Source organism: Taklimakanibacter albus (assembly GCF_016595235.1).
In the GTDB taxonomy this organism is placed as follows: Bacteria; Pseudomonadota; Alphaproteobacteria; order Rhizobiales; family Aestuariivirgaceae; genus Taklimakanibacter; species Taklimakanibacter albus.
Window position 1 is genome coordinate 413,820 of record NZ_JAENHL010000007.1, and the last position, 19,787, is coordinate 433,606.

Annotated in this window: 18 protein-coding genes; 7 read left to right on the forward strand and 11 right to left on the reverse strand. The window is 61.9% G+C overall.

The window, feature by feature from the left end; translation table 11 throughout:
- Positions 1-42: 42 nt before the first annotated feature.
- The 4 genes from trxB to JHL16_RS13490 are packed head-to-tail and all read left to right on the forward strand — an operon-like array spanning position 43 to position 3,533.
- Positions 43-1,005 carry a thioredoxin-disulfide reductase gene (trxB, locus tag JHL16_RS13475; RefSeq protein ID WP_200185357.1) on the forward strand — a complete coding sequence of 321 codons (963 nt, stop codon included), beginning with the start codon at positions 43-45 and terminating at the stop codon, positions 1,003-1,005.
- 60 nt (positions 1,006-1,065) lie between these two features.
- Entirely contained in the window at positions 1,066-1,953 is an 888-nt protein-coding gene (locus JHL16_RS13480) for a LysR family transcriptional regulator (RefSeq protein ID WP_246770936.1), read from the forward strand.
- 7 nt (positions 1,954-1,960) lie between these two features.
- Complete coding sequence (locus tag JHL16_RS13485) at positions 1,961-2,923, forward strand: small ribosomal subunit Rsm22 family protein (protein ID WP_200185359.1); 963 nt, start codon at positions 1,961-1,963, stop codon at positions 2,921-2,923.
- Between the two features lie 37 nt (positions 2,924-2,960).
- Entirely contained in the window at positions 2,961-3,533 is a 573-nt protein-coding gene (locus JHL16_RS13490) for a hypothetical protein (protein ID WP_200185360.1), read from the forward strand.
- A 48-nt stretch (positions 3,534-3,581) separates the two neighbouring features.
- On the opposite strand, the gene JHL16_RS13495 is transcribed toward JHL16_RS13490, so the two are convergent.
- The 4 genes from JHL16_RS13495 to msrP form a co-directional block, all read right to left on the reverse strand.
- A complete protein-coding gene (locus JHL16_RS13495) occupies positions 3,582-3,914 on the reverse strand; it encodes a hypothetical protein (protein ID WP_200185361.1) in 333 nt (110 codons plus the stop codon).
- A gap of 1 nt (position 3,915) precedes the next feature.
- A complete protein-coding gene (locus JHL16_RS13500; RefSeq protein WP_200185362.1) occupies positions 3,916-4,908 on the reverse strand; it encodes a barstar family protein in 993 nt (330 codons plus the stop codon).
- Positions 4,905-5,504 (reverse strand): LysE family translocator, encoded by a 600-nt coding sequence (locus JHL16_RS13505; protein ID WP_200185363.1) that lies wholly within the window; start codon positions 5,502-5,504, stop codon positions 4,905-4,907. Before JHL16_RS13505 ends, JHL16_RS13500 begins: the two co-directional genes overlap by 4 nt.
- A gap of 455 nt (positions 5,505-5,959) precedes the next feature.
- Entirely contained in the window at positions 5,960-6,922 is a 963-nt protein-coding gene (msrP, locus tag JHL16_RS13510) for a protein-methionine-sulfoxide reductase catalytic subunit MsrP (RefSeq protein WP_200185364.1), read from the reverse strand.
- A gap of 312 nt (positions 6,923-7,234) precedes the next feature.
- On the opposite strand from msrP, the gene JHL16_RS13515 reads away from it, so the two are divergent.
- Complete coding sequence (locus JHL16_RS13515) at positions 7,235-7,495, forward strand: hypothetical protein (RefSeq protein ID WP_200185365.1); 261 nt, start codon at positions 7,235-7,237, stop codon at positions 7,493-7,495.
- A gap of 120 nt (positions 7,496-7,615) precedes the next feature.
- Here the strand turns inward: JHL16_RS13515 and JHL16_RS13520 are convergent, their stop codons facing one another.
- Positions 7,616-9,799, reverse strand: coding sequence for a CHASE2 domain-containing protein (locus tag JHL16_RS13520; RefSeq protein ID WP_200185366.1), 2,184 nt, complete (start codon positions 9,797-9,799; stop codon positions 7,616-7,618).
- 79 nt (positions 9,800-9,878) lie between these two features.
- On the reverse strand, positions 9,879-10,652 hold the full coding sequence (locus tag JHL16_RS13525) for a FecR family protein (protein WP_200185367.1): 774 nt from the start codon (positions 10,650-10,652) through the stop codon (positions 9,879-9,881).
- Positions 10,653-11,039: 387 nt separating this feature from the next.
- Here JHL16_RS13525 and JHL16_RS13530 point away from each other — a divergent pair, with 387 nt between their 5' ends.
- Positions 11,040-12,014, forward strand: a complete 975-nt coding sequence (locus JHL16_RS13530) for a magnesium transporter (RefSeq protein WP_200185368.1) — start codon at positions 11,040-11,042, stop codon at positions 12,012-12,014.
- A gap of 61 nt (positions 12,015-12,075) precedes the next feature.
- On the opposite strand, the gene JHL16_RS13535 is transcribed toward JHL16_RS13530, so the two are convergent.
- The 5 genes from JHL16_RS13535 to JHL16_RS13555 form a co-directional block, all read right to left on the reverse strand.
- On the reverse strand, positions 12,076-14,142 hold the full coding sequence (locus JHL16_RS13535) for an elongation factor G (RefSeq protein ID WP_200185369.1): 2,067 nt from the start codon (positions 14,140-14,142) through the stop codon (positions 12,076-12,078).
- Between the two features lie 137 nt (positions 14,143-14,279).
- Positions 14,280-15,470, reverse strand: coding sequence for a glycosyltransferase (locus JHL16_RS13540; protein WP_200185370.1), 1,191 nt, complete (start codon positions 15,468-15,470; stop codon positions 14,280-14,282).
- Between the two features lie 107 nt (positions 15,471-15,577).
- Positions 15,578-16,381 carry a hypothetical protein gene (locus JHL16_RS13545; protein WP_200185371.1) on the reverse strand — a complete coding sequence of 268 codons (804 nt, stop codon included), beginning with the start codon at positions 16,379-16,381 and terminating at the stop codon, positions 15,578-15,580.
- Between the two features lie 168 nt (positions 16,382-16,549).
- On the reverse strand, positions 16,550-17,377 hold the full coding sequence (locus JHL16_RS13550; RefSeq protein ID WP_200185372.1) for a hypothetical protein: 828 nt from the start codon (positions 17,375-17,377) through the stop codon (positions 16,550-16,552).
- A 206-nt stretch (positions 17,378-17,583) separates the two neighbouring features.
- On the reverse strand, positions 17,584-18,060 hold the full coding sequence (locus tag JHL16_RS13555) for a DUF992 domain-containing protein (RefSeq protein ID WP_137857388.1): 477 nt from the start codon (positions 18,058-18,060) through the stop codon (positions 17,584-17,586).
- 122 nt (positions 18,061-18,182) lie between these two features.
- Here JHL16_RS13555 and JHL16_RS13560 point away from each other — a divergent pair, with 122 nt between their 5' ends.
- The gene (locus JHL16_RS13560) at positions 18,183-19,787 is read left to right on the forward strand and encodes a phytoene desaturase family protein (RefSeq protein WP_200185373.1); all 1,605 of its coding nucleotides are present in this window, start codon (positions 18,183-18,185) and stop codon (positions 19,785-19,787) included.

Consider the following 19,787-nt stretch of genomic DNA (forward strand, 5'->3'; position numbering starts at 1 on the left):
GTCCGATTCTCGCAAGGAAGCACCCCAGAAGAGGAGCAAGCCATGACTGACCGTCATGCCCGTGTCCTGATCCTTGGGTCAGGGCCCGCTGGATATACGGCCGCGATCTACGCGGCGCGCGCCATGCTGAAACCGCTGATGATCCAGGGGATCCAGCCGGGCGGCCAGATGACCATCACCACGGATGTCGAGAACTATCCGGGGTTCGCCGATGTCATCCAGGGCCCCTGGCTGATGCAGCAGATGGAGGCCCAGGCCCGCCATGTCGGCACCGAGATCATCTCCGACCACATCGTCGAGGTGAGGCTCAATCAGCGCCCGTTCTGGCTCAAGGGTGATTCGGGCCAGGTCTATACCTGTGATGCCCTGATCATCTCGACCGGCGCCCAGGCGCGCTGGCTGGGCCTGCCCTCCGAGCAGCGCTTCCAGGGCTTCGGCGTCTCGGCCTGTGCCACCTGCGACGGCTTTTTCTACCGCGACCGCAAAGTGGTGGTGATCGGCGGCGGCAATACGGCGGTCGAAGAGGCCCTCTTCCTCACCAATTTCGCCAGCGAGGTCACGATCGTCCATCGCCGCGACCATTTCCGCGCCGAGAAGATCCTGCAGAACCGCCTCTTCGCTCATCCGAAGATCAAGGTGATCTGGGATTCTGTCCTGGAAGAAGTCGAAGGCGCCGACGAGCCGAAGGGCGTCACCGCCGCCAAGGTCAGGAACGTGAAGACGGGCGCTGTGCAGAAGCTTCCCGCCGACGGTGTCTTCATCGCCATCGGTCACAAGCCCTCCACCGAGCTCTTCGTCGGCCAGCTGCCGCTCAATGCCGGCGGCTACATCGTGACCGAAGGCCGCTCCACCGCGACGTCCATTCCGGGCGTCTATGCGGCGGGCGACGTGACCGACGATGTGTACCGCCAGGCGGTGACGGCGGCCGGCATGGGTTGCATGGCCGCCCTCGAGGTGGAGCGCTGGCTCGCTGCCCAGGAACATCTGCGCGAGGCGGCCGAGTAACGATACACACAGCAATCACACCGCGCGCATCCGCGCTGCGGTAATGAAGAAAATATGGCCATGGATTGGGATAAGCTCAGAATATTTCACGCGGTCGCGGAAGCCGGCTCCTTCACGCATGCCGGCCACGATCTCGGGCTGTCGCAATCCGCCGTCAGCCGGCAGATCAGCTCGCTGGAGCAGGACCTGAATGTGGCGCTGTTCCACCGCCATGCCCGGGGCCTCATCCTCACCGAGCAAGGGGAGGTGCTGTACCGCACCGCCCATGACGTCTTTGCCAAGCTTGCCGCGGCCCAGACGCGCCTGATGGATTCGAAGGACAAACCGACCGGCGAATTGCGCATCACCACCACGGTGGGGCTGGGCTCGGTGTGGCTGACCCCGCATCTGACCGAATTCACCGATCTCTATCCGCAGATCCAGGTCACTTTGATGCTGGACGACCGCGAACTCGATCTCGCCATGCGCGAGGCCGACGTGGCGATAAGGCTACGCCGGCCGGTGCAGCCGGACCTCATCCAGCGCAAGCTCTTCACGGTGCATCATCACATTTATGCCGCACCCGAATACGTCAAGAAATTCGGCATGCCGAAATCGGTCGAGGATCTCGACAATCACCGCATCGTCACCTTCGGCCAGGCGCCGACCTATCTGACCTCGATCAATTGGCTCGAAACCGCGGGCCGCGCCGATGGCGACATCCGGCGGCCATTCCTGCGCGTGAATAACGCCTACGGCCTGAGGCGCGTGGTCGAGGCGGGCGTCGGCATCGCGTCGCTTGCCGACTATATCGTCGGCAACAATTCGAGCCTGGTGCAGGTCAATCTGCCGGTCGAGACGCCGCAATTCGACACCTATTTCGTCTATCCGGAAGAATTGAAGGACTCGAAACGCGTTACCGTCTTCCGCGACTTCCTCGTCTCGAAGGCGAAGGAGTGGAGCTTCTAGCTTTCGCATGGAGCTTCCCCTCCTCCTGCGCCAGGCCGTCGACCAAGCGCTCGAGGGTGTGGCGATCGCCGATCTGACGAGGGCCGCCGCAAGCCTGTCGGAGCGCTATCGCGGCGAGACGCGCGACGGCCGGCTGCATCTCGCGGATGATCTCAGCGCCAAGGCCTATCTCGCCACGCGCTTGCCCGCCACCTATGCCGCCATCCGCGCCGCGATGACGGAGCTCGCCGAACGCCATCCGGATTTCACGCCAGAGAGCCTGCTCGATGTCGGCGCCGGTCCCGGCACGGTGCTCTGGGCCGCCTCCAACTGCTGGCCTGGCCTCAAGACCGCGCGTCTCGTCGAGGCATCAGGGGCGATCCGCAAATGCGGCGAGACGCTGGCCGAGGCGAGCCCGGTGGCCGCGATAGACTGGCAGTCCGGCGACGTCACCAAAGGCGTCACAGGAGTCAATCGGCCCGATCTCGTTTCGCTCGCTTATGTGCTGAGCGAACTCGCCCCCGAAGCACGGGACCGTCTGGTCGGCCAACTCTGGGCGCTGACCGGCGATGTCCTGCTCCTGGTCGAACCCGGCACGCCGAAGGGCTGGGAACGCATCCTCGCGGCACGTGAACGGCTGATCGCGCTGGACGCCCATATCCTCGCCCCCTGCCCGCACCGCTCCCCCTGCCCGATCAAAAGCCCGGACTGGTGCCACTTCTCCAGGCGCGTGGCGCGCTCGCGCCTGCACCGTCTGGCGAAGCAGGCGGACGTGCCCTGGGAGGACGAGAAATTCATCTATCTCGCCGCCTCTCGCAAAGCCGGTCTTCCCGCCGAGGCGCGTATCCTTGCCCCACCCCGGGCGAGCAAGGGCCGGATAGATCTCAAGCTCTGCACGGCCGATGGCTCGTTGCAGGAGCGCACGGTGAGCAAACGTGACGGCGCCTTATTCAAGACAGCGCGGCGCCGCGATTGGGGCGAATTTCTATAGAAAACTGTTGCCCGGGAAATATTCGGGGAGACTCATCATGCGCTTCGTAGCCGTGCTGACATTGGCGTTGCTTACCGCGAACACTGCCGACGCCAAGGAGCGCTATTTCGCAGTTCGTCCCTTGGACAGCAGTCAACAGCTCGACGATTTCCGTATCGGATGGTACTCTAAGCACTTGGCCGCGCTGGGCGAACCGTCGCTCTGGCTCGGCGACCACAAGACTGAAACCTATCGGATGCTATGGTTGCGAACCTTTCACGCTCCCTTCGTTTTTCGCGTGACGGTCAGACCCGACGGCACTTCCGAGCTCACCACCAAGAAAGCGGACGGGCATGGCGGTTATGCACCCGGCAAGATCGTGATCAACAAGACGACACAGATCGACAAGAAGGAAACCGAGATTCTCATCGAGACACTGGAGCGGACCAAATTCTGGGATCTTCCGACCAACGAAAGTGGCCTTGGCGAAACTGACGGCGCCCAGTGGATCGTTGAAGCCGTCAAGGATGGCAAATATCACATCGTCGACCGCCGGGGCGGAGGTGAGATCAATGGCTGGGCATTACTCCTCATGAGAAAGAGCGGTGAGGATCTGCAGCCAATCTACTAGCCCTCACTCGTAGCTGATGAAGACCTCTCCGGCACGCTCCTCCTGCTTTTAGATCCGCACCGTCTTCGGGATCGTCACCACTAGACCGGCGTCGTCCTTCCACAATATTGCGAGCGTCCATTTGCCATCTAGGATCAGTTGGGGCGGATAGGCGTCTCGGTCGAATGCAGCCGTCGCCGGCAATATGCTCAACTGCGTGTTGAAGCCGGTGGTCGCACCGCAGTCAACGCCGAAGCTGACCGCTTTGTATCGCCCATCGGGTGACGTGCGCGTGTCGAAGACATCCACACCACAATCGGCACCGCCGATGTCTCCAAAGGTCGCCACACCGACAGCCGCGAGGCAGAGCGCCGAAAGCGCAATGATATAACGCGGCCTCACGCTATTTCGCCACCCATTGGCGAAGCACCATTTTCGCGGATCGGACAAAATGGGTCGAACGTCCTTCCCTTTCAATTAGGCCACCCAGCTCGAGGAGCACCCGGTTGAACTGCAATCTCAAGGAATCTTCAGAATTTTTCACAAATGCCTGATCGAAAAGCGATCCGGCTCCTCCCCAGAGTTCAAGGCTGGTGACGGCACTCCAGAACTCGTCCGACCCATGGTGGAGCTTGAGAATTCTTGCGATGAGCTGCGCTCCGCGCTTCTCGCCCCCGTCACGCAAGAGTGTGTGCATCTGTTTCAACGCCCGTATGAGATGGACTTGCGACAGCGGCGTGTCGCCTTCCACGAGCCATTCGTCATATCCATATGGCTTCATCTTCTCGATGATCGCACGGCCGGCCGCCTCGTAAGCTTCCCGGTCGGCAAGGACGCCGAGAATATCATTCAAAGCGGCAGTGTCGTCATTGACGCCGCTTGCGGCCAACGCCGTCGCAATCGAGCGCTGCGACATCTGGGCATCATCGAGCACCCAGATGAGTGCCGGATAGTCTTCGTCAGGGACGCCGTCGGGAAAGCTCCGCACAATGAGGTCGCGCGTCGACATGTGTCGGCCCACGATGATCATTCGGTTGTCCAAGGCGCGCATCACCTTGGTTGGAAAGGTGACTTTGAAATTCCGCGCGGCATCCCCTTTCCAATCGAGAACGGCATCCGCCAGAACATCCAGATAGATATCCTGATCGGACGGATGCCCCGCCATTGGCAGATCGCCATGGGCGATGACGATGTTCGAGGGCGCGAGCCAGGCGAGATCCCGGACGCACTCGCTGAACGCGTCCCAGTTCTCCCCGAAGTAGGACGGGAAGCACAGTGCCTCAGCATACCAGAGGAGCACCGCCCGCTTGTCGGCGAGCGCCGGCGGCACGTGCAGGCACAGCGTATTCTTGCCGGCGAGGGTCGCGGGGTTGTCCGTGAACAGGAAGACGCTCATCCGTGCCAGAAAGCGGGAACGAGCGACAGCACCAGCAGAACCGCCATGGTGATGTTGAAGACCCGCAGGCGCTTTGGATTCTCAAGCCAGCGTCTGAGCCCGGTGCCGAACAGGATCCAGACCACGCAGGCCGGTACGCCGATCGCCATGAAGGTGACGGTCAGAAGCACGACCGAGGCGAGATGAGCGTCGGGTATGGAATAGGCGGTGAAGGCGGTGATGACCATCACCCAGGCTTTGGGATTGACCCATTGGAAGGCGGCCGCCTGAAGAAAGGTCATCGGCCGGCCCGCGGACCGACTCTCGCCCACCGCTGTCGCGGTCGCGATCTTCCAGGCCAGGAACAGCATGTAGACGGCGCCGGCAATGCCGAGCACCGAATAGATCATGGGGTAGAGCTTGAAGAGCTCGCCCAACCCGAGGCCGACGACCGCCGTCATGGCGCCGAATCCCAGCGTGATGCCGGTCATATGCGGCACGGTTGCGCGAAAACCGAAATTCACGCCCGACGCGAGCAGCATCATGGTGTTGGGGCCCGGCGTGACGGACATCACGACGGTGAAGATCAACAGTGCCCAAAATAGGTCAAATCCCATGACCTACTTCTGATCCTCTTTTTCGGCTCTGTCGAGCCGGCTAAAGGGAGGCAGATTTTGCACTGCACAACAGATTCCGGCCCGTTTCGATACCCCAACTCATTGGAATCCATCAGCTTACCGAGTTTGGTTGGATACTCGTCCAAAGTCCTTATAAATCAATGCCATGCGAGTCGAGCATGCCACCCATGAGATGTGTCAGCTTGTCTGACATAAGCAAATGACGCATCTTCACATGGTCGCATTCATTGGGAATGCACGAGCAGCGGAAGTTACTCCCTCCCCTTGTATCGCTCCGCTGATGTTTCCGGACCACCCTCACCCGGACCGGAGACGTCCCTTCACCGGGACAAGCCCATATCCTTGGCCGGACAGATTTTGTCCGGCCTTTTCTTTTGTTGCTGGAGCGACACAGCGGGAAGTTGCGACGGAAGATTCACCGCAACTGAGGTCTCTCACATATAGAGCTTCTCGTTCTCGAGCCCCGCATAAAGCGCGGCGACATAGTCACCATAACCGTTGAACAGCTGGGTGGGGATACGCTCGCCGGTTCCGAGCACCTGTTCGGAGGCCTGGCTCCAGCGCGGATGCGGCACTTCCGGATTCACATTGGCCCAGAAGCCATATTCAGACGCCTGCAGCTGCTCCCACATGCCGACGGGCCGTTCCTTCACGAAGCTGACTTTGATGATCGACTTGATCGATTTGAATCCGTATTTCCAGGGCATATGGATGCGGATCGGCGCGCCCATCGACTTGGCCACCGGCTTGCCATAGGCCCCGGTGACCATGAAAGTCAGGTCATTCATCGCCTCGGCCATGGTGAGCCCTTCGACATAGGGCCAGGGCATGCTGCCGAAGAGGCCCGGCTGCTGGCCGGACGCCATTTCGGGGTCGTTGAAGGTCTCGAAGCGCACATATTTCGCGTCCGCCTTGGGCTTCGCGATTTCGACGAGCTTGCGCATCGGGAAGCCGGTCCACGGCACCACCATTGACCATGCCTCGACGCAGCGATGGCGATAGATGCGCTCCTCGAGCGTGACCTTCTTCAGGAGATCGTCGATGCCGATCGTGATGGGCTTGTCGACCTCGCCATCGATGGCGATCTCCCACGGGCGGATGCGCAGCTTCTCGGCTTCCGCCGCGATCCCCTTGGATGTGCCGAATTCATAGAAATTATTGTAGTTTGTATTGTATTTCTCATCGGTGATGGCGCGCCCGGCATCCCGGTAGGTGGGATTCGGCGCGGCCGGATAGAGGCCCTGGGAAGGATCGCTCTCCGCCCTGGACGGATCGGCGAAACCGGCCAAAGCAGCGCCGGCAAGCCCGGCTAAGAGCGCCCGCCGGTTCAGGAACAGCCGTTCAGGCGTAACCAGATGTTCCGGGAGTTCCCAGCCGGATTTGCGTTTGATCAGCATTTGCGTGTCCTCAAGCCATTGCCTTCCGGATCGCGGGAACGGCACAGAGCCCGGCAGCCGAGACCTGATACTCTAGGCTTTGGCCACGGCCGGGACAACTCACGCTCCCGCGAGGAAGCGCGCCCGCCGGGTGGCGGGCCCTTCCCCTATACGGCGCCGAGGGACACAAAGTTACAGGCCGCGCGAGGACTGCTCAGCTATCGGACGAATCAGCAGGGGCCGACAATCGACGATTGAAAACCGATCACCCGACACCCCTGCAAAACGATCACACCCGTCACCTGACTTATATGTCAGGCTATTTGTATCAGAATGTTTCTGAAGAAACACAGTGCGATCATGAGGATCGCACAGAGCAAATCCGTCAGATTGTTAGTCGCGCGCGCCGGGCTGACCCGGATTCACAGCGGCATCAAGCCGTTGCAGATTTCGCAAAAGATAAGCGCGATCGATAAGATAGGCCTTGCGACAGCTCGTGCACCTGGTGGTGAAGTGCGTCATCGCCCATGGGAATGTTTTGACCGCGGTCGTTCCACAATGTGGACAGTTGATAGAAATGACATCAGCATCTGACATCGGGACAGCCCCCTCTCCCGTTTACACAATTCCATCGCTGTTAATTGAACTATGGGAAGTCGTCAATTCCAATCGGGCGTAATCGATAATTTCTTTCGCTGAATCATCAGCCAGCTATCACCCGAAGTCAGTCTGACGGTTGGGAATGGCGGTGTAAAATCCGACGAGCCGCGGCTCGATTTCACGAGCGAGCGCGGTGCATTTTTCGACCATGTCGAAAAGCCGATCTTGTCGCTTAAAGGCGAGATCATCGAGCAAGACAGCGTGCGCCGCGCTCAGTTCGGCGAAGGCGGTTGATTGCTCCATCGCTTCATCGCCCACCACCGCCCATATGGGCATCTGATTGGAAAGGCCGGCCATCGCGACATGCCCGGCGGGCAGGATGGCCAGCCGCTTGGTCGCAGGATCGAGCGCGCCGGCGATGACGATGTCGAAATCCGCCCGCTTGCTCGCCGTTTCAGTGCGCGCCGCGATATTCACGGTTTCTCCGACGGCTGAATAGTCGAAACGCGTTTCCGATCCCATATTGCCGACGCAGGCCGGCCCCGAGCTCATGCCGACGCCACATTGCAACGGCCATTGCCCGCGCTCCTTGAGAATCCGGCTGACTTCCGAGTCAGCATTGACCTCAGCCGTCGCCTTGCGGATACCGAGCGCCGCCCGCGCGGCGTGATACTGGTGGTCCGGCTTCGAGAGAGGCGCATTCCAGAAGGCCATGATCGCATCGCCGATGAATTTGTCGATCGTCCCGCTCTGCGCGATGATCGAGGCGCTCCAACGGTCGAGCAGCGTGTTGATGAGCGACACCAGCGCGTCGGGCGGCAGCTTCTCGCTGAGTGTCGTGGATTTGCGGATGTCGACGAACAGCACCGAGATTTCCCGCACCTCACCGCCGAGCTTGAGCTCGCCGGCATTGCGCTCGATCTCGGCGAGAACGTCGGGCGAGACGAAGTGACCGAAGGCATTCCTGAGCATGCGCCGGTCGCTGTCGGTGACCAGGAGGCGAAAAGCGAGCGTCGCAAGAAAGGCGAGAATGATTGCGAGGACCGGGAAGGTCGCATCGACCAGGATGCCGAGCGACCGGAAGGCATAGGCCGAGCCCGCCGCCATCAGGCCGATCGCCGCGATGCCCGCCAGCGCACCGTTCATCGGCGTCGAGAACATGATGATGGTGATCAGTGCCAGTCCGAGCACGGCCACCGCGAGGAATTCCGCGCCCGCCGCCCATTGCGGCCGGCTGAGGAAATCATTGCTCAGGATCTGCTCGACCACCTGGGCATGAACGAGCACGCCGGGCACCGTTTCGCCGAGCGCCGACATGCGCACATCGAGGAGGCCCGCTGCCGAGGTGCCGACAAAGACGATATTGCCATTGATGAGCGGCGCCAGCGCCTCGCGCTCGGTGCCCGAGATGATGCGGGCCGCCGACACATAGGTGGCGGGAGAATCGTGCCGGTAACGCACCGCGAAGAGTGCGTCCTCCGCCACCGGGATCTCGAAATCACCGACGCGAATGCTGTCGATGGCGTTTTCGGTCGAATCGGAGGCATTGACGACGATCGTCGAGGCACCTTGCGCCACGCGCAAGGCTTCGAGCGCCAAGCTCGGATAGAAGCCGGTTCCATCCGTCCACAGCATCGGTGTCTGCCGTGCCACGCCCTGCTCACGCGCCAGATCGAGGTTGATCCCGCCGAAGCCGGCCGCCGCCGCTTCGAGCTTTTCGATATTGGCGGCGACGCTCTGGATGGAGGGCGGCGCTTTGCTCGCATCGAGTCCGGTCTGGGCGAAGCCCGCCGCCCGCGGCGGCGTCTTGCGCGCATTACCCGGCGCGTTGGAGAAGGCGAGCACGATCGGCCGGCCCTGCAGAGCTTGTGCGAATATGTCGTCATTGTCGGGAAAAGACTTGCCGATTTCCTGCCGCGCTTCGGCGCTCAGGCCGGCCAGAAGATCGGGATCGCCGGCAATGCGGCTCGGCGACAGGCGGTCGGGTTCGGGAAATATGATGTCGAAGGCGACGACCGCGGCGCCGAGCGTATTGAGCTCATCGACCAGGCGGGCGAGCACCTTGCGTGACCACGGCCATTGGCCGAGCTCGGCGAGCGAGCGCTCGTCGATATCGACGATGCGCACCGGTAGATCGGGCTGGTCGCGCGGCCAGATTCTCTGCAACTGGTCGAAGCCGGCATTACGCAGATATTGCAGAAGCGGCGGATCATAGCCGCGCAGCAGCAAGAGGCCGAGGAGAACGGCGAAGCCGGTCGCGACACCCGCCCATGTCTTGCGCGTGCCGGCTCCCGTCATTCAGCTTTCTCTGCTTTGGTTGGTGAGCCCGCGCGGATCGTTTTTCACGTCCGGTCCGCGCGGCCTTCTGTCTGGAAGGTCAGCCGCCATACCCGCCAGTGTCGGGCGGGCTGCTATTATTGGACCTCGGGCCGCCTTCTTGACCACCCGTGCCGCCCTGTGAGCCGCCGCCGAAGAAGTTCTGGAACAAGGTCGCGACCGATCGGCAGGATGAAGTATTGACCCGGAACGGACGCGCCAGGGGGCCCTGGTTGACGATATAGGGCAGACTTTTGATGGCCCTGCCTTTCGCCTTGCCGCCGAGCTCGTCGATATCGCCATTCTGGGCACGACCGACGCCGCAACGGTCATCGACCGTTTCGCAATTGCCGTAGGCGCACAGCCTGACCTGCCCCACGTGAACGGCGACCAGCGTCGCACGACCGGAGGAGAAATCGAAGGCCGTGCCGCGGATGCCGATCGTGGCGTTGGCGGTCTTGATGTCATAGGCATTCTTGGCACTATGCCCGCTGATGAAGCGAAAAGTGCCGCGCAATGCATTGACGGAGAATTTTCTTGCCTTGTTGCCGCCCCGCATGAGGAAGCGGTCGATGACGAGGTTGGAGTTCGGCCCGACCACAAGTTTCGTGTCATCGACGAAGATGATCTGAACATTGCCGTTGCCCGTCTGGACCTGATCGTCTTCATAGATAGGGCTTCCCTCGACAAGCGTTCGCTTGCCTCCCGGCCCGGCGGCACTTGGTGAGCCCGATTTGGCAAATACCTTGCCGATCGGGGTGGCGGCCTGCATGGGAGTGGTGAGGGCATAGAGGCAGATCACGCCTGCGCCGGCAAGGCGCGCAACATACGCCATAATTCGAATCCTTAGATAAGATGCGCCCTCAGACTTTCATTTTGCTCTATCGGAGCGTAAACCGCAATATGTCTTCCTACTTATTTACGCCATGGCATTGAAATATCTGTCAAAACTTTTAGTTGACAAGCCTCCGTCCCGCTTGCCACGCGAGCACTTCGATGCGCCAGTGTGGCAAAACCCAGCGACCGGCCATAAGATTCGGACGAAGGGTGGGCTCCGGCTGATCCGGGTGGGTAAGCGGAACTAGAGCGCTTCCCGCCAAAGTTGCTCGACTTTGGCGATAAGGAAGCGCTCCAGATCAAGTGTATTCGAGCCCCGTTTCCCTTTTTGATCGAATCAAAGCGATGCGATCAAAGCGGGAAGGGCTCTATGGGGTGCCTCGGTATGACGACCATTCAAGACATCATGCAGGAGCCGGTTCTGAAGCTGGCGCCCGACAATACCGTCGAGCAGGCGATCGCCGCCATCCGCGCCACACCGCGCAACCGGCTTTTTACCTATCCCATGGTCGTCGACAAGAAAGGCCGGCTTATGGGGCTCTGCGTCATGCGCGACCTGATCCTGGCCGACGAAAAGGCCAAGATCGCCGATGTCATGATGACCAAAGTCGTGTCGCTCCAGCAGGGCGTCGACGTGCATGACGCCTTGAAACGCATCAAGGGCATGGAAATCCCGGAATATCCGGTCTGCGCCCGCAACGGAAAGTTGCGCGGCGTGGTGCGCGCGTCAAAGCTGCATGAAATCGAAGAAGCACGCCTCACCGCGACGCCCGGCCGAATGGTCGGTGTCGACGAAGGCGAGACCGTTGCGACGCCCTTCGTGGCGTCAGTCAAATCACGCCTGCCCTGGCTGATGATCAATCTCATCACCGCCTTCGCCGCGGGCCTCGTGGTCGGCAATTATCAGGACACGATCGACCGGGTCGTGCTGCTCGCCGCCTTTTTGCCCGTTCTCGCCGGCCAGTCGGGCAATACCGGCGCCCAGGCGCTTGCCATCACCTTGCGGACACTGGAACGTACCGGGAGCACCGATTTCTACTCGGTCGCCCTGTGGAAGGAGATCCGCCTCGGCATCCTGCACGGCGTCGTCACCGGCATAGCCGTCGCCGCCGTGATTTACATCGTCGCGATCATGCAGGGCGACAAAGGCCCGGCCTATCTCGCACTGATCGTCTTCGTCGCCACCATCCTGTCGGTCCTGGTCAGCGGACTGTCCGGCGCCTCGGTGCCGATCGTGCTCAAGAAGCTGGGCGCCGATCCCGCCACCGCCTCGAGCATCATTCTGACCACGGTCACCGACATCGTCAGCATGGGCTCCATGCTGATGCTGGCCTCGATGCTGATCGCCTATCTGACCTGACCGCCGCGTTGTCCTCGGCAAATCCTTATCGCCAAAGTCTTCAACTTTGGCGGGATTTGCCCTACGCCGCGAGCGTCGCTTTCCGGTTGGTCACGACCTGATCGGCCTGGCGTCCCGTCAGTTCCGACATATGGTCGTGTTTGAACACGAAAGTGCCGACACCAGCGGTCGCCGATCTGAGCTCGATGATGAGCGAGCCCATCTCGCTTTCCGGCATATGCGCCTTCACGGTGTCCCACCCGGACCAGCCCTCGCGCCCGTCGAAGCCCAGAAGCTGGCCGCGATGGCCGGAAACGATCTGGTTGACGCGTGACGTCGCCTCGCTCGGCACGTGAATCTCCACCGCGACGACCGGCTCGAGCAGCACCGGCGAGCATTGCGGCATGCCGTCGCTCATCGCGATGCGGGCGGCCGTCTTGAACGCCATTTCCGAGGAATCGACATCATGGTAGGAGCCGTCGGACAGGTTGACGGTGAAATCCACCACCGGGAAGCCGAGCGGTCCTTGCCCCATCCAGTCGCGGATGCCGGTTTCGACCGCCGGTATATATTGTTTCGGCACCACGCCGCCGCTGATCGTGTCGGTGAAGGCGAAGCCCGAGCCGCGCGCCAGCGGTTTGATCTCGACGACGATGTCGCCAAACTGGCCATGCCCGCCCGACTGCTTCTTGTGCCGGCCGCGAATCTGCACCGACTTACGGATCGTCTCGCGATAATCGATGCGCCGCGGCCGCGCATTGGCCTGGACGCCGAACTTGCCCTGCAGCTTCTCCAGCGCCACGCGCAGATGCATCTCGCCCTGCCCCCACAACACCATTTCATGTGTGCTCTGGTTCTGCTCCAGCGACAGCGAGGGATCCTCCTCGATGAGCTTGGCGATGGCGCTGGTGAGCTTCACCTCGTCCTTGCGGTCGGCGACCGAGATGGCGAGCCCGTAGACGCCCGGCGCCACGTCGAGCTTCATCAGTTGCTTCACCGTCCCCTTCACCGTCGAGATGGTCTCGCCGGTCGCCATATTGTCGAGCTTGCCGAGCGCCACCGTATCGCCCGCTTCCGCCTTGGCGATCTTCTGCGGCGTCGATCCCATCAGCGTGAAAAGTCCGGCGACGCGCGCATCCTGGCCCTTGCCGCCATAGACCGTGGCGCTGTCGGCGATCGCGCCCGACAGCACGCGCGAGAGCGACAGCTTGCCGCCATGCGCGGTATGGAAGGTCTTGAGAATCTGCAGCGCCGCCCCACCATTGCCATTGACCGCGCCGAGGCCCAGCCGTTTCGAGGTCTCAGCGACGCCCGGCGCCTCATGGCGCAGCGCCTTCATGAGGCGCAGGATGCCATTGCCGTTCTCGGCCGAGCCGAACAGCACCGGCGTGATCAGCCCCTCCGCCAGTTCACGCGTGAGATCGTTGAACACACGATCGCGCGGCGGTTCGATATCGGAGAGCAGCTGCTCCATCAGCTCGTCATCGTAATCGGCGAGCTTTTCCAGCATCGCGAAGCGGGCTTCCTTTTCCCGGTCGAGGATATCGGAGGGCATCTCGACGACTTCGCTCGGCGAATTTTCGCGGTAGATGAAGGCGCGCTCGAGAGCGAGATCGACGAAGCCGCGCACGATCTCGTCTTTCCATATCGGAATCTGGCGCAGCAACAGCGGCGTGCTGCTGGCGGGCTGCAGATAGGTGAGGACATCGCGCAGCCGGCTCTCGGTGCGGTCGATCTTGTTGATGAAGATGAAACGGGGAATGTTGAGATCATCGAGCTGCTTGAGGATCAATTGCAGGGCCGGCACCTTCTTGTCGTCGGGCTCGCAGACGACGACGGCGGCATCGCAGCCGGTAAGCGCGGCACGCGCCTCCTGACCGAACTCGATCGAGCCGGGGCAATCGATGAAGGTGAAGCTCTCGCCCATGAAGGAGGCGCTGGCGGCGTTGAGCTCGACGCTCATGCCATGCGCGCGCGCTTCCGGCGCCGCGTCACCGATACTGGTTTTGTCCGAGACCTTGCCCTGGCGCGGCACGGCGCCGAGGCGAAACAGGATGGCTTCGAGAAGTGTGGTCTTGCCGCTTAGATAGGGCCCGACGAGTGCGATACACCGCGGACCCTGACGTTCTCTGCCATTCGTGCTGCTCATTCCGGGACCTCCCTTTGACTGCGCCAATGCCGTCCGGGACCGCCCGTCTTGCGAGGAAACCCCGTCGGGGCGGATCCTCGGCCTCTATGCTTGCGCCGTTTTGCGATGATGACAAGAGGCAAATCGCAAGCCCGCGCCTACCCTCCGATTAACGTCGCGCAGGCATTGGCGATTTCACTCACGGCATCGAGCTTCAGATAGCGTTCGTTCGCACGCGCGAGATCGCGCGCCGCCGCCTGCATGACGGGATCATCGACCGCTTGCCGGATTGCCGCGGCGAGATCTTCCGCCGCGAAAGTGCTCCAGCCGAGAGTGATGCCGGCGCCACGCGCGACGATGGCCTGTGCATTGAGCGTCTTTTCAAGATCGGATCGCAACATGACTTGCGGCAGTCCGGCGGCGATGCCGGCCATCGCCATGCCGACGGTCCCCTGATGCACCAGCACGCCGCAGCGGGTGAGCTCTACGGCGAGATCGGCAAGACCATCGGGAGCCGCGATGCCCGCCGCCGCGAGCCGCTTCGCGGTCCGCCGCAACGGCAGCAGAAAGATCGCCTTGCCCGCCACCCCCGACTGGATGAGCCCGTCGATGAGTCGCGCATCGGTTTGCCGGTTCTCCTGGAAATAGGAGAAGAATTGTCTGGGCGTTTCCTTCTGCGGGGCGATCACCGCCCTGTCCACCGTGCCGAGCCATCCGCCATGACGATGCTCGCGATAAGGATCGAGGCAGGGCAGTGTGAGGAGATGATGCTGGTCGGCCCGGTTGATCTCCGGATAATGTGCGATCGGCAAGGGATTGTAATGTCTCACTGCGCGATTGATCCGCCGCACCACATCGCCTTCCTCGTATTCCAGGGGCACGTTCTCGAGCAGACGAGGAAAGACGGAAAGGTCGGCCGGCGGCAAAGTGTAGCCATCGCCGATCGCCGCGACCGGAATGCGTCCATATGAAAGAAGCGAGACACTCGGCGCATAATCGGCAAGGATGATGTCCGGCCGCTCCGCTTCAATGAGCTCATGCCATAGACGCAGGCGCTCATCGAGATCGTCATGAGGCCTGAGCATCATCTGGGCCAGATAGTCGCCATAGGTGGCATTGGTCATATGTTGGGCGGGATTGGCGGCAGTGGGGCGCAATGGCCAGTTCGGCGCCGGCCTGATCGTCTCCTCGGCGATGCCGATGGCGGCCCCGACCTCCGGGCGCCGCAGGCCATAGGCCGTCGTGAAGCCCAAAGCCTCGAGCCGTTTGCCGATCAATTGGAGCCGGCGCGCGTGACCGTTGCCGGCACCGAACTCCCAACACAGCAAAACATGCCCGGCGCGCCGCATATGCTCCCTCAAGACCGTGCCAACCTGGTTGAGGGTACAGCAGTCGGTACGACAAAAGCAAAGAGCCGCGGGGTACCCGCGGCTCTTCACTAACTATGACTGCTCAATCAAGTCGGCGGGAGCTCCACGACACCGCCCTTGTCGTGGTCCTTGCCCTTGATGAACAGATCGAACGTGCGGTTACGCGGATCGTCCTCGCGGTGACGGCGGATCAGGCTCTTGTCTTCGCCGCCGAAGTAGAACTTCAGGCCACCGAGAACCGTCAACTGGTCGTCATCGCCATATTCGACATTGCTATAGAGCGACATCGGCATGCCGCCGAACTGATATTCGAAGCCGGCGCGCAGCCCCTCGTAATCGTCGACGATCTTGCCGCCGAGCGAAACCCGGAAGTCATCCGTCACATAATAGGCCATGTCGGCGATGATGAAGCCGGAGTCGTCGCCTTCGCCGTCATTCGCATCGATGTTGACATAACCACCCCAGGCTTCGAGCGAGAAATTGCCGAAATAGAGCTCGGCTTCCGGACCGATGGCGTAGAGAGTCGCATCATCACCATCGACAACGCCGCCGGCGATGCCGATGAGATAGTTCTCCGGATCGCGCGCGAACAAATGGCCGACGCCGCCGAACTGCGTGTCGTCGAAGCGATCGGACACGCCGAAATCAGCCTGGAAACCGAACATGCAGCCAAGCGGGAAGGCAAGCGACGCACCGGCCTCCCAGGCGAAATCGCCGTTCACGTCCTTGGCATCGGCAAAGCCGCCGCCGGCCTCGATCTTGCCGTTGAGCGCCGAAACGGCGCAGCTGGGCGCCGTGACATCCGCGGCGAACGCAGCTCCGCCAAGAGTGGCGACGGCGACCACGCCGGTGAATGCAACGCCCGTCAGCCAGGCTTTCTTCGTAATCACTTTTGTACCTCGATTTTCTTGGGGACTTTGAGTCGTTCTGTCCGCCCGCGGCTGATCTATCCGGGCCGTCGGCGGCACACAAATGAAAAGGCCAGGCAGCCGTCATTTTCATGAACGACTGCAACTACTTGGCAACAGTTTCACTAGGTAATTTTTGCCCTCGCCGGATCACGGCGGGGGCGCGGTACCGCCACCAGCCGGCTGGCCGTTTCCGCGATTGCGGTCACGCTCGCCTTGCGTGATGAGATCGAAAGTGCGGTTGCGCGGATCGTCCTCGCGGTGGCGGCGGATCAGGCTCTTGTCCTCACCGCCGAAATAGAAGCGCAAGCCGCCGAGGATGGAGAAGAAGTCGTCGTCGCCGTAATCCGCCTTGCTGTAGACCGACATCGGCATGCCGCCGATCTGATATTCGAAGCCGGCGCGCAGTCCTTGCTGGTCATCGACGAGCTTGCCGCCGACCGACAGCCTGAGATCATCAGTCGGATAATAGGCCACATCGCCGATGATGAAGCCCGAATCCTTTCCGCCGCCGTCATCCTGATCGATGTTGAGATAGCCGCCCCAGGCTTCGAGCGTCAGATTGCCGAGATAGACTTCGGCTTCAGGCCCCACGGCGTAGAGCTTGGTGTCATCGCCATCGACGCCGCCGCCGGTCACGCCGAACAGATAGGTTTGCGGGTCGCGAATGAACAAATGCCCGATAGCGCCATATTGCGTATCGTCGAGCTTGTTGCTGGCGCCGATATCGGCCTGAAAGCCGAGCAGGCAGCCCAAGGGAAGGCTCAGTGAGCCGCCGGCCTCCCAGGCGAGATCGCCCTTTTCATTCTCACTGTCGGCATAGCCGCCGGCCCCCTCGACCTTGCCATTGACCGCCGAAACGGCGGGCACGCAGCCGGGCTCCACGGCATCGGCGGCGACGGCCGCGCCACCAAACGCTGTCATCACCAAAAAACCGGTGAGTAGCGCTCCCTTCAGCCAGGCTGTCCTTCGGGTCATCCTCCCGCCTCGTCCAGACAGCCGCCCCGTAGCTGAAACCTATTCTCCCGGCGGGATAGCGACAAATGAAAATGCCGACGACGCGTACAAACTTGCGCGCCGTGACATCGAGGCAACAGTTTCCGTTAGGAAAGAGAATAGCGCGCGGTCTCTCCGATCGCGCGCCAAATACAATAGTCCGATGATTTGCCGTTTCTGGTGGCGCATCAGCGCCGGACGAAATCCAGATAAAGCCCGGCGACACCGGCCGCGACATTGAGCCCGGTCTGGACTTGAATGCTAAGCGGTTGCAGGGAAATGGTTTTCTTGAACCCGCCGATCAGGACATTCGCGCCGAGCCCGGCCACCACGGTGGCTTCGGCCGTCGCCCCGAGATAGGTGCCCTCGAGCGCGCCCCGCTTGGTCTTGCCCGGCGCGAAGACCGCCCAGGCCAGGATCGTCTGATTCGTCACCCCGATATCGACGCCGAGCTTGCGGATACGCCCTTCATAACGCTCCACCCGGCCACCGCCCGACGGCTGGTAGACGCAGTTGATTTTCTTCGATGAAACCAGAATCAAGCCCACCCCGCCCTCGATCGAGCAGGTCAGCACGCCTATCTTCACCCCTGTTTTCGCATCTGCCGCCGGAGCGGAGAGGCCGAGTGCTGCAACGGCAGCCGCGGCCAAAGCGAGTTTACGCATTCCTGTTTTCCTTTTGTTTTGTAGTCCAGCCGAATCCTAGCGCTGATTGTGTCTCTAATGCGACCCGGCATTGACGCGGTGGGAAAGCGCGAGTCAAAAGCATGTTACGGGAGATGCATTGAATGACGACGGATATCCTTATTGTCGGCGCCGGTCATAACGGCTTGGTTTGCGCCTTCTACCTCGCTTCTGCCGGGTTGAAAGTCAAGGTCGTGGAAAGACGTAGCGTGGTCGGCGGCGCCGCCGTGACGGAAGAATTCCACCCCGGCTTCCGCAACTCCGTCGCCGCCTATACGGTGAGCCTGCTCAATCCCAAGGTCATCGCCGACATGAATTTGTCAGCACACGGATTGACGGTCGTCGAGCGCCGCGCCTCGAATTTCCTGCCACAGCCTGACGGCCGCTATTTGCTGACGGGCCCCGGCCGGACCGAAGCCGGTATCGCCAAATTCTCCGCCAAGGATGCCGCCGCCTATCCGAAATACTCCGACGAGATCGACGCCATCGCCGATGTGCTGCGCGACCTCGTTCTCAAGCCGCCGCCCAATCTGATCGAAGGCGGACTGCTGACGAGCTTGCCGGAGCTCGTCAAGGCGGGCGCCCTGGCGCGCCGGCTGGGTTCGCTTTCGCTTCAGCGCAAACGCCTGCTCTTCGATCTCTTCACCCAGTCGGCGGCGGATTTCCTCGACGGCTGGTTCGAATCCGATGTCGTGAAGGCCGTGTTCGGCTTCGATTCGATCGTCGGCGCTTTCGCCAGCCCGAAGACGCCCGGCACCGCCTATGTGCAGCTGCATCATTGCTTCGGCGAGGTGAACGGCAAGAAGGGCGTTTGGGGCCACGCGCTGGGCGGCATGGGCGCCATCACCCAGGCCATGGCCAAGGCCTGCCGCGACAAGGGCGTCGAGATCGAAACCGACGCCGCCGTGACCGAGGTCATCATCGACAAGGGCCGCGCCAAAGGTATCGTCCTCGCCGACGGCCGCAGTCTCAAGGCCAGGGCGGTCGTCTCCAATCTCAATCCCAAGCTTCTGTTCGGCCGCCTCATCCCCGAAGGCGCGCTGCCGGTGGAGTTCCTTCATCGCATCAAGCGCTGGAAATGCGGGTCCGGCACCTTCCGCATGAATGTCGCGCTGTCCGAGCTGCCCTCCTTCACCTGCCTGCCCGGTCGTGACATTGGCGATCATCATACCTCCGGCATCATCATCGCTCCGACCCTCACCTACATGGACCGTGCCTATCACGACGCCCGCGAATATGGCTGGAGCCGCAAGCCGATCGTCGAGGTGCTGATCCCCTCGACGCTCGATCCCTCGCTCGCCCCGAAGGGCGCCCATGTCGCGAGCCTGTTCTGCCAGCATGTGGCGCCCGAGCTTCCCGACGGCGCCTCGTGGGATGACCACCGCGAGGAGGTGGCCGATCTGATGATCAAGACCGTCGACGACTATGCGCCGGGCTTTGCCAAGAGCGTCGTCGGCCGGCAGATCAATTCGCCGCTCGACCTCGAGCGCACCTTCGGCCTCATTGGCGGCGACATCTTCCACGGCGCCTTGTCGCTGGATCAACTCTTCTCGGCCAGGCCCATGCTGGGCCATGCCGATTACCGGGGGCCCGTTAAAGGCCTCTATATGTGCGGTTCCGGAACCCATCCGGGCGGCGGGGTCACCGGTGCGCCCGGGCACAATTCGGCCCGGGCCGTGCTCAAGGATTTCCGGATAAAATACGCTTAG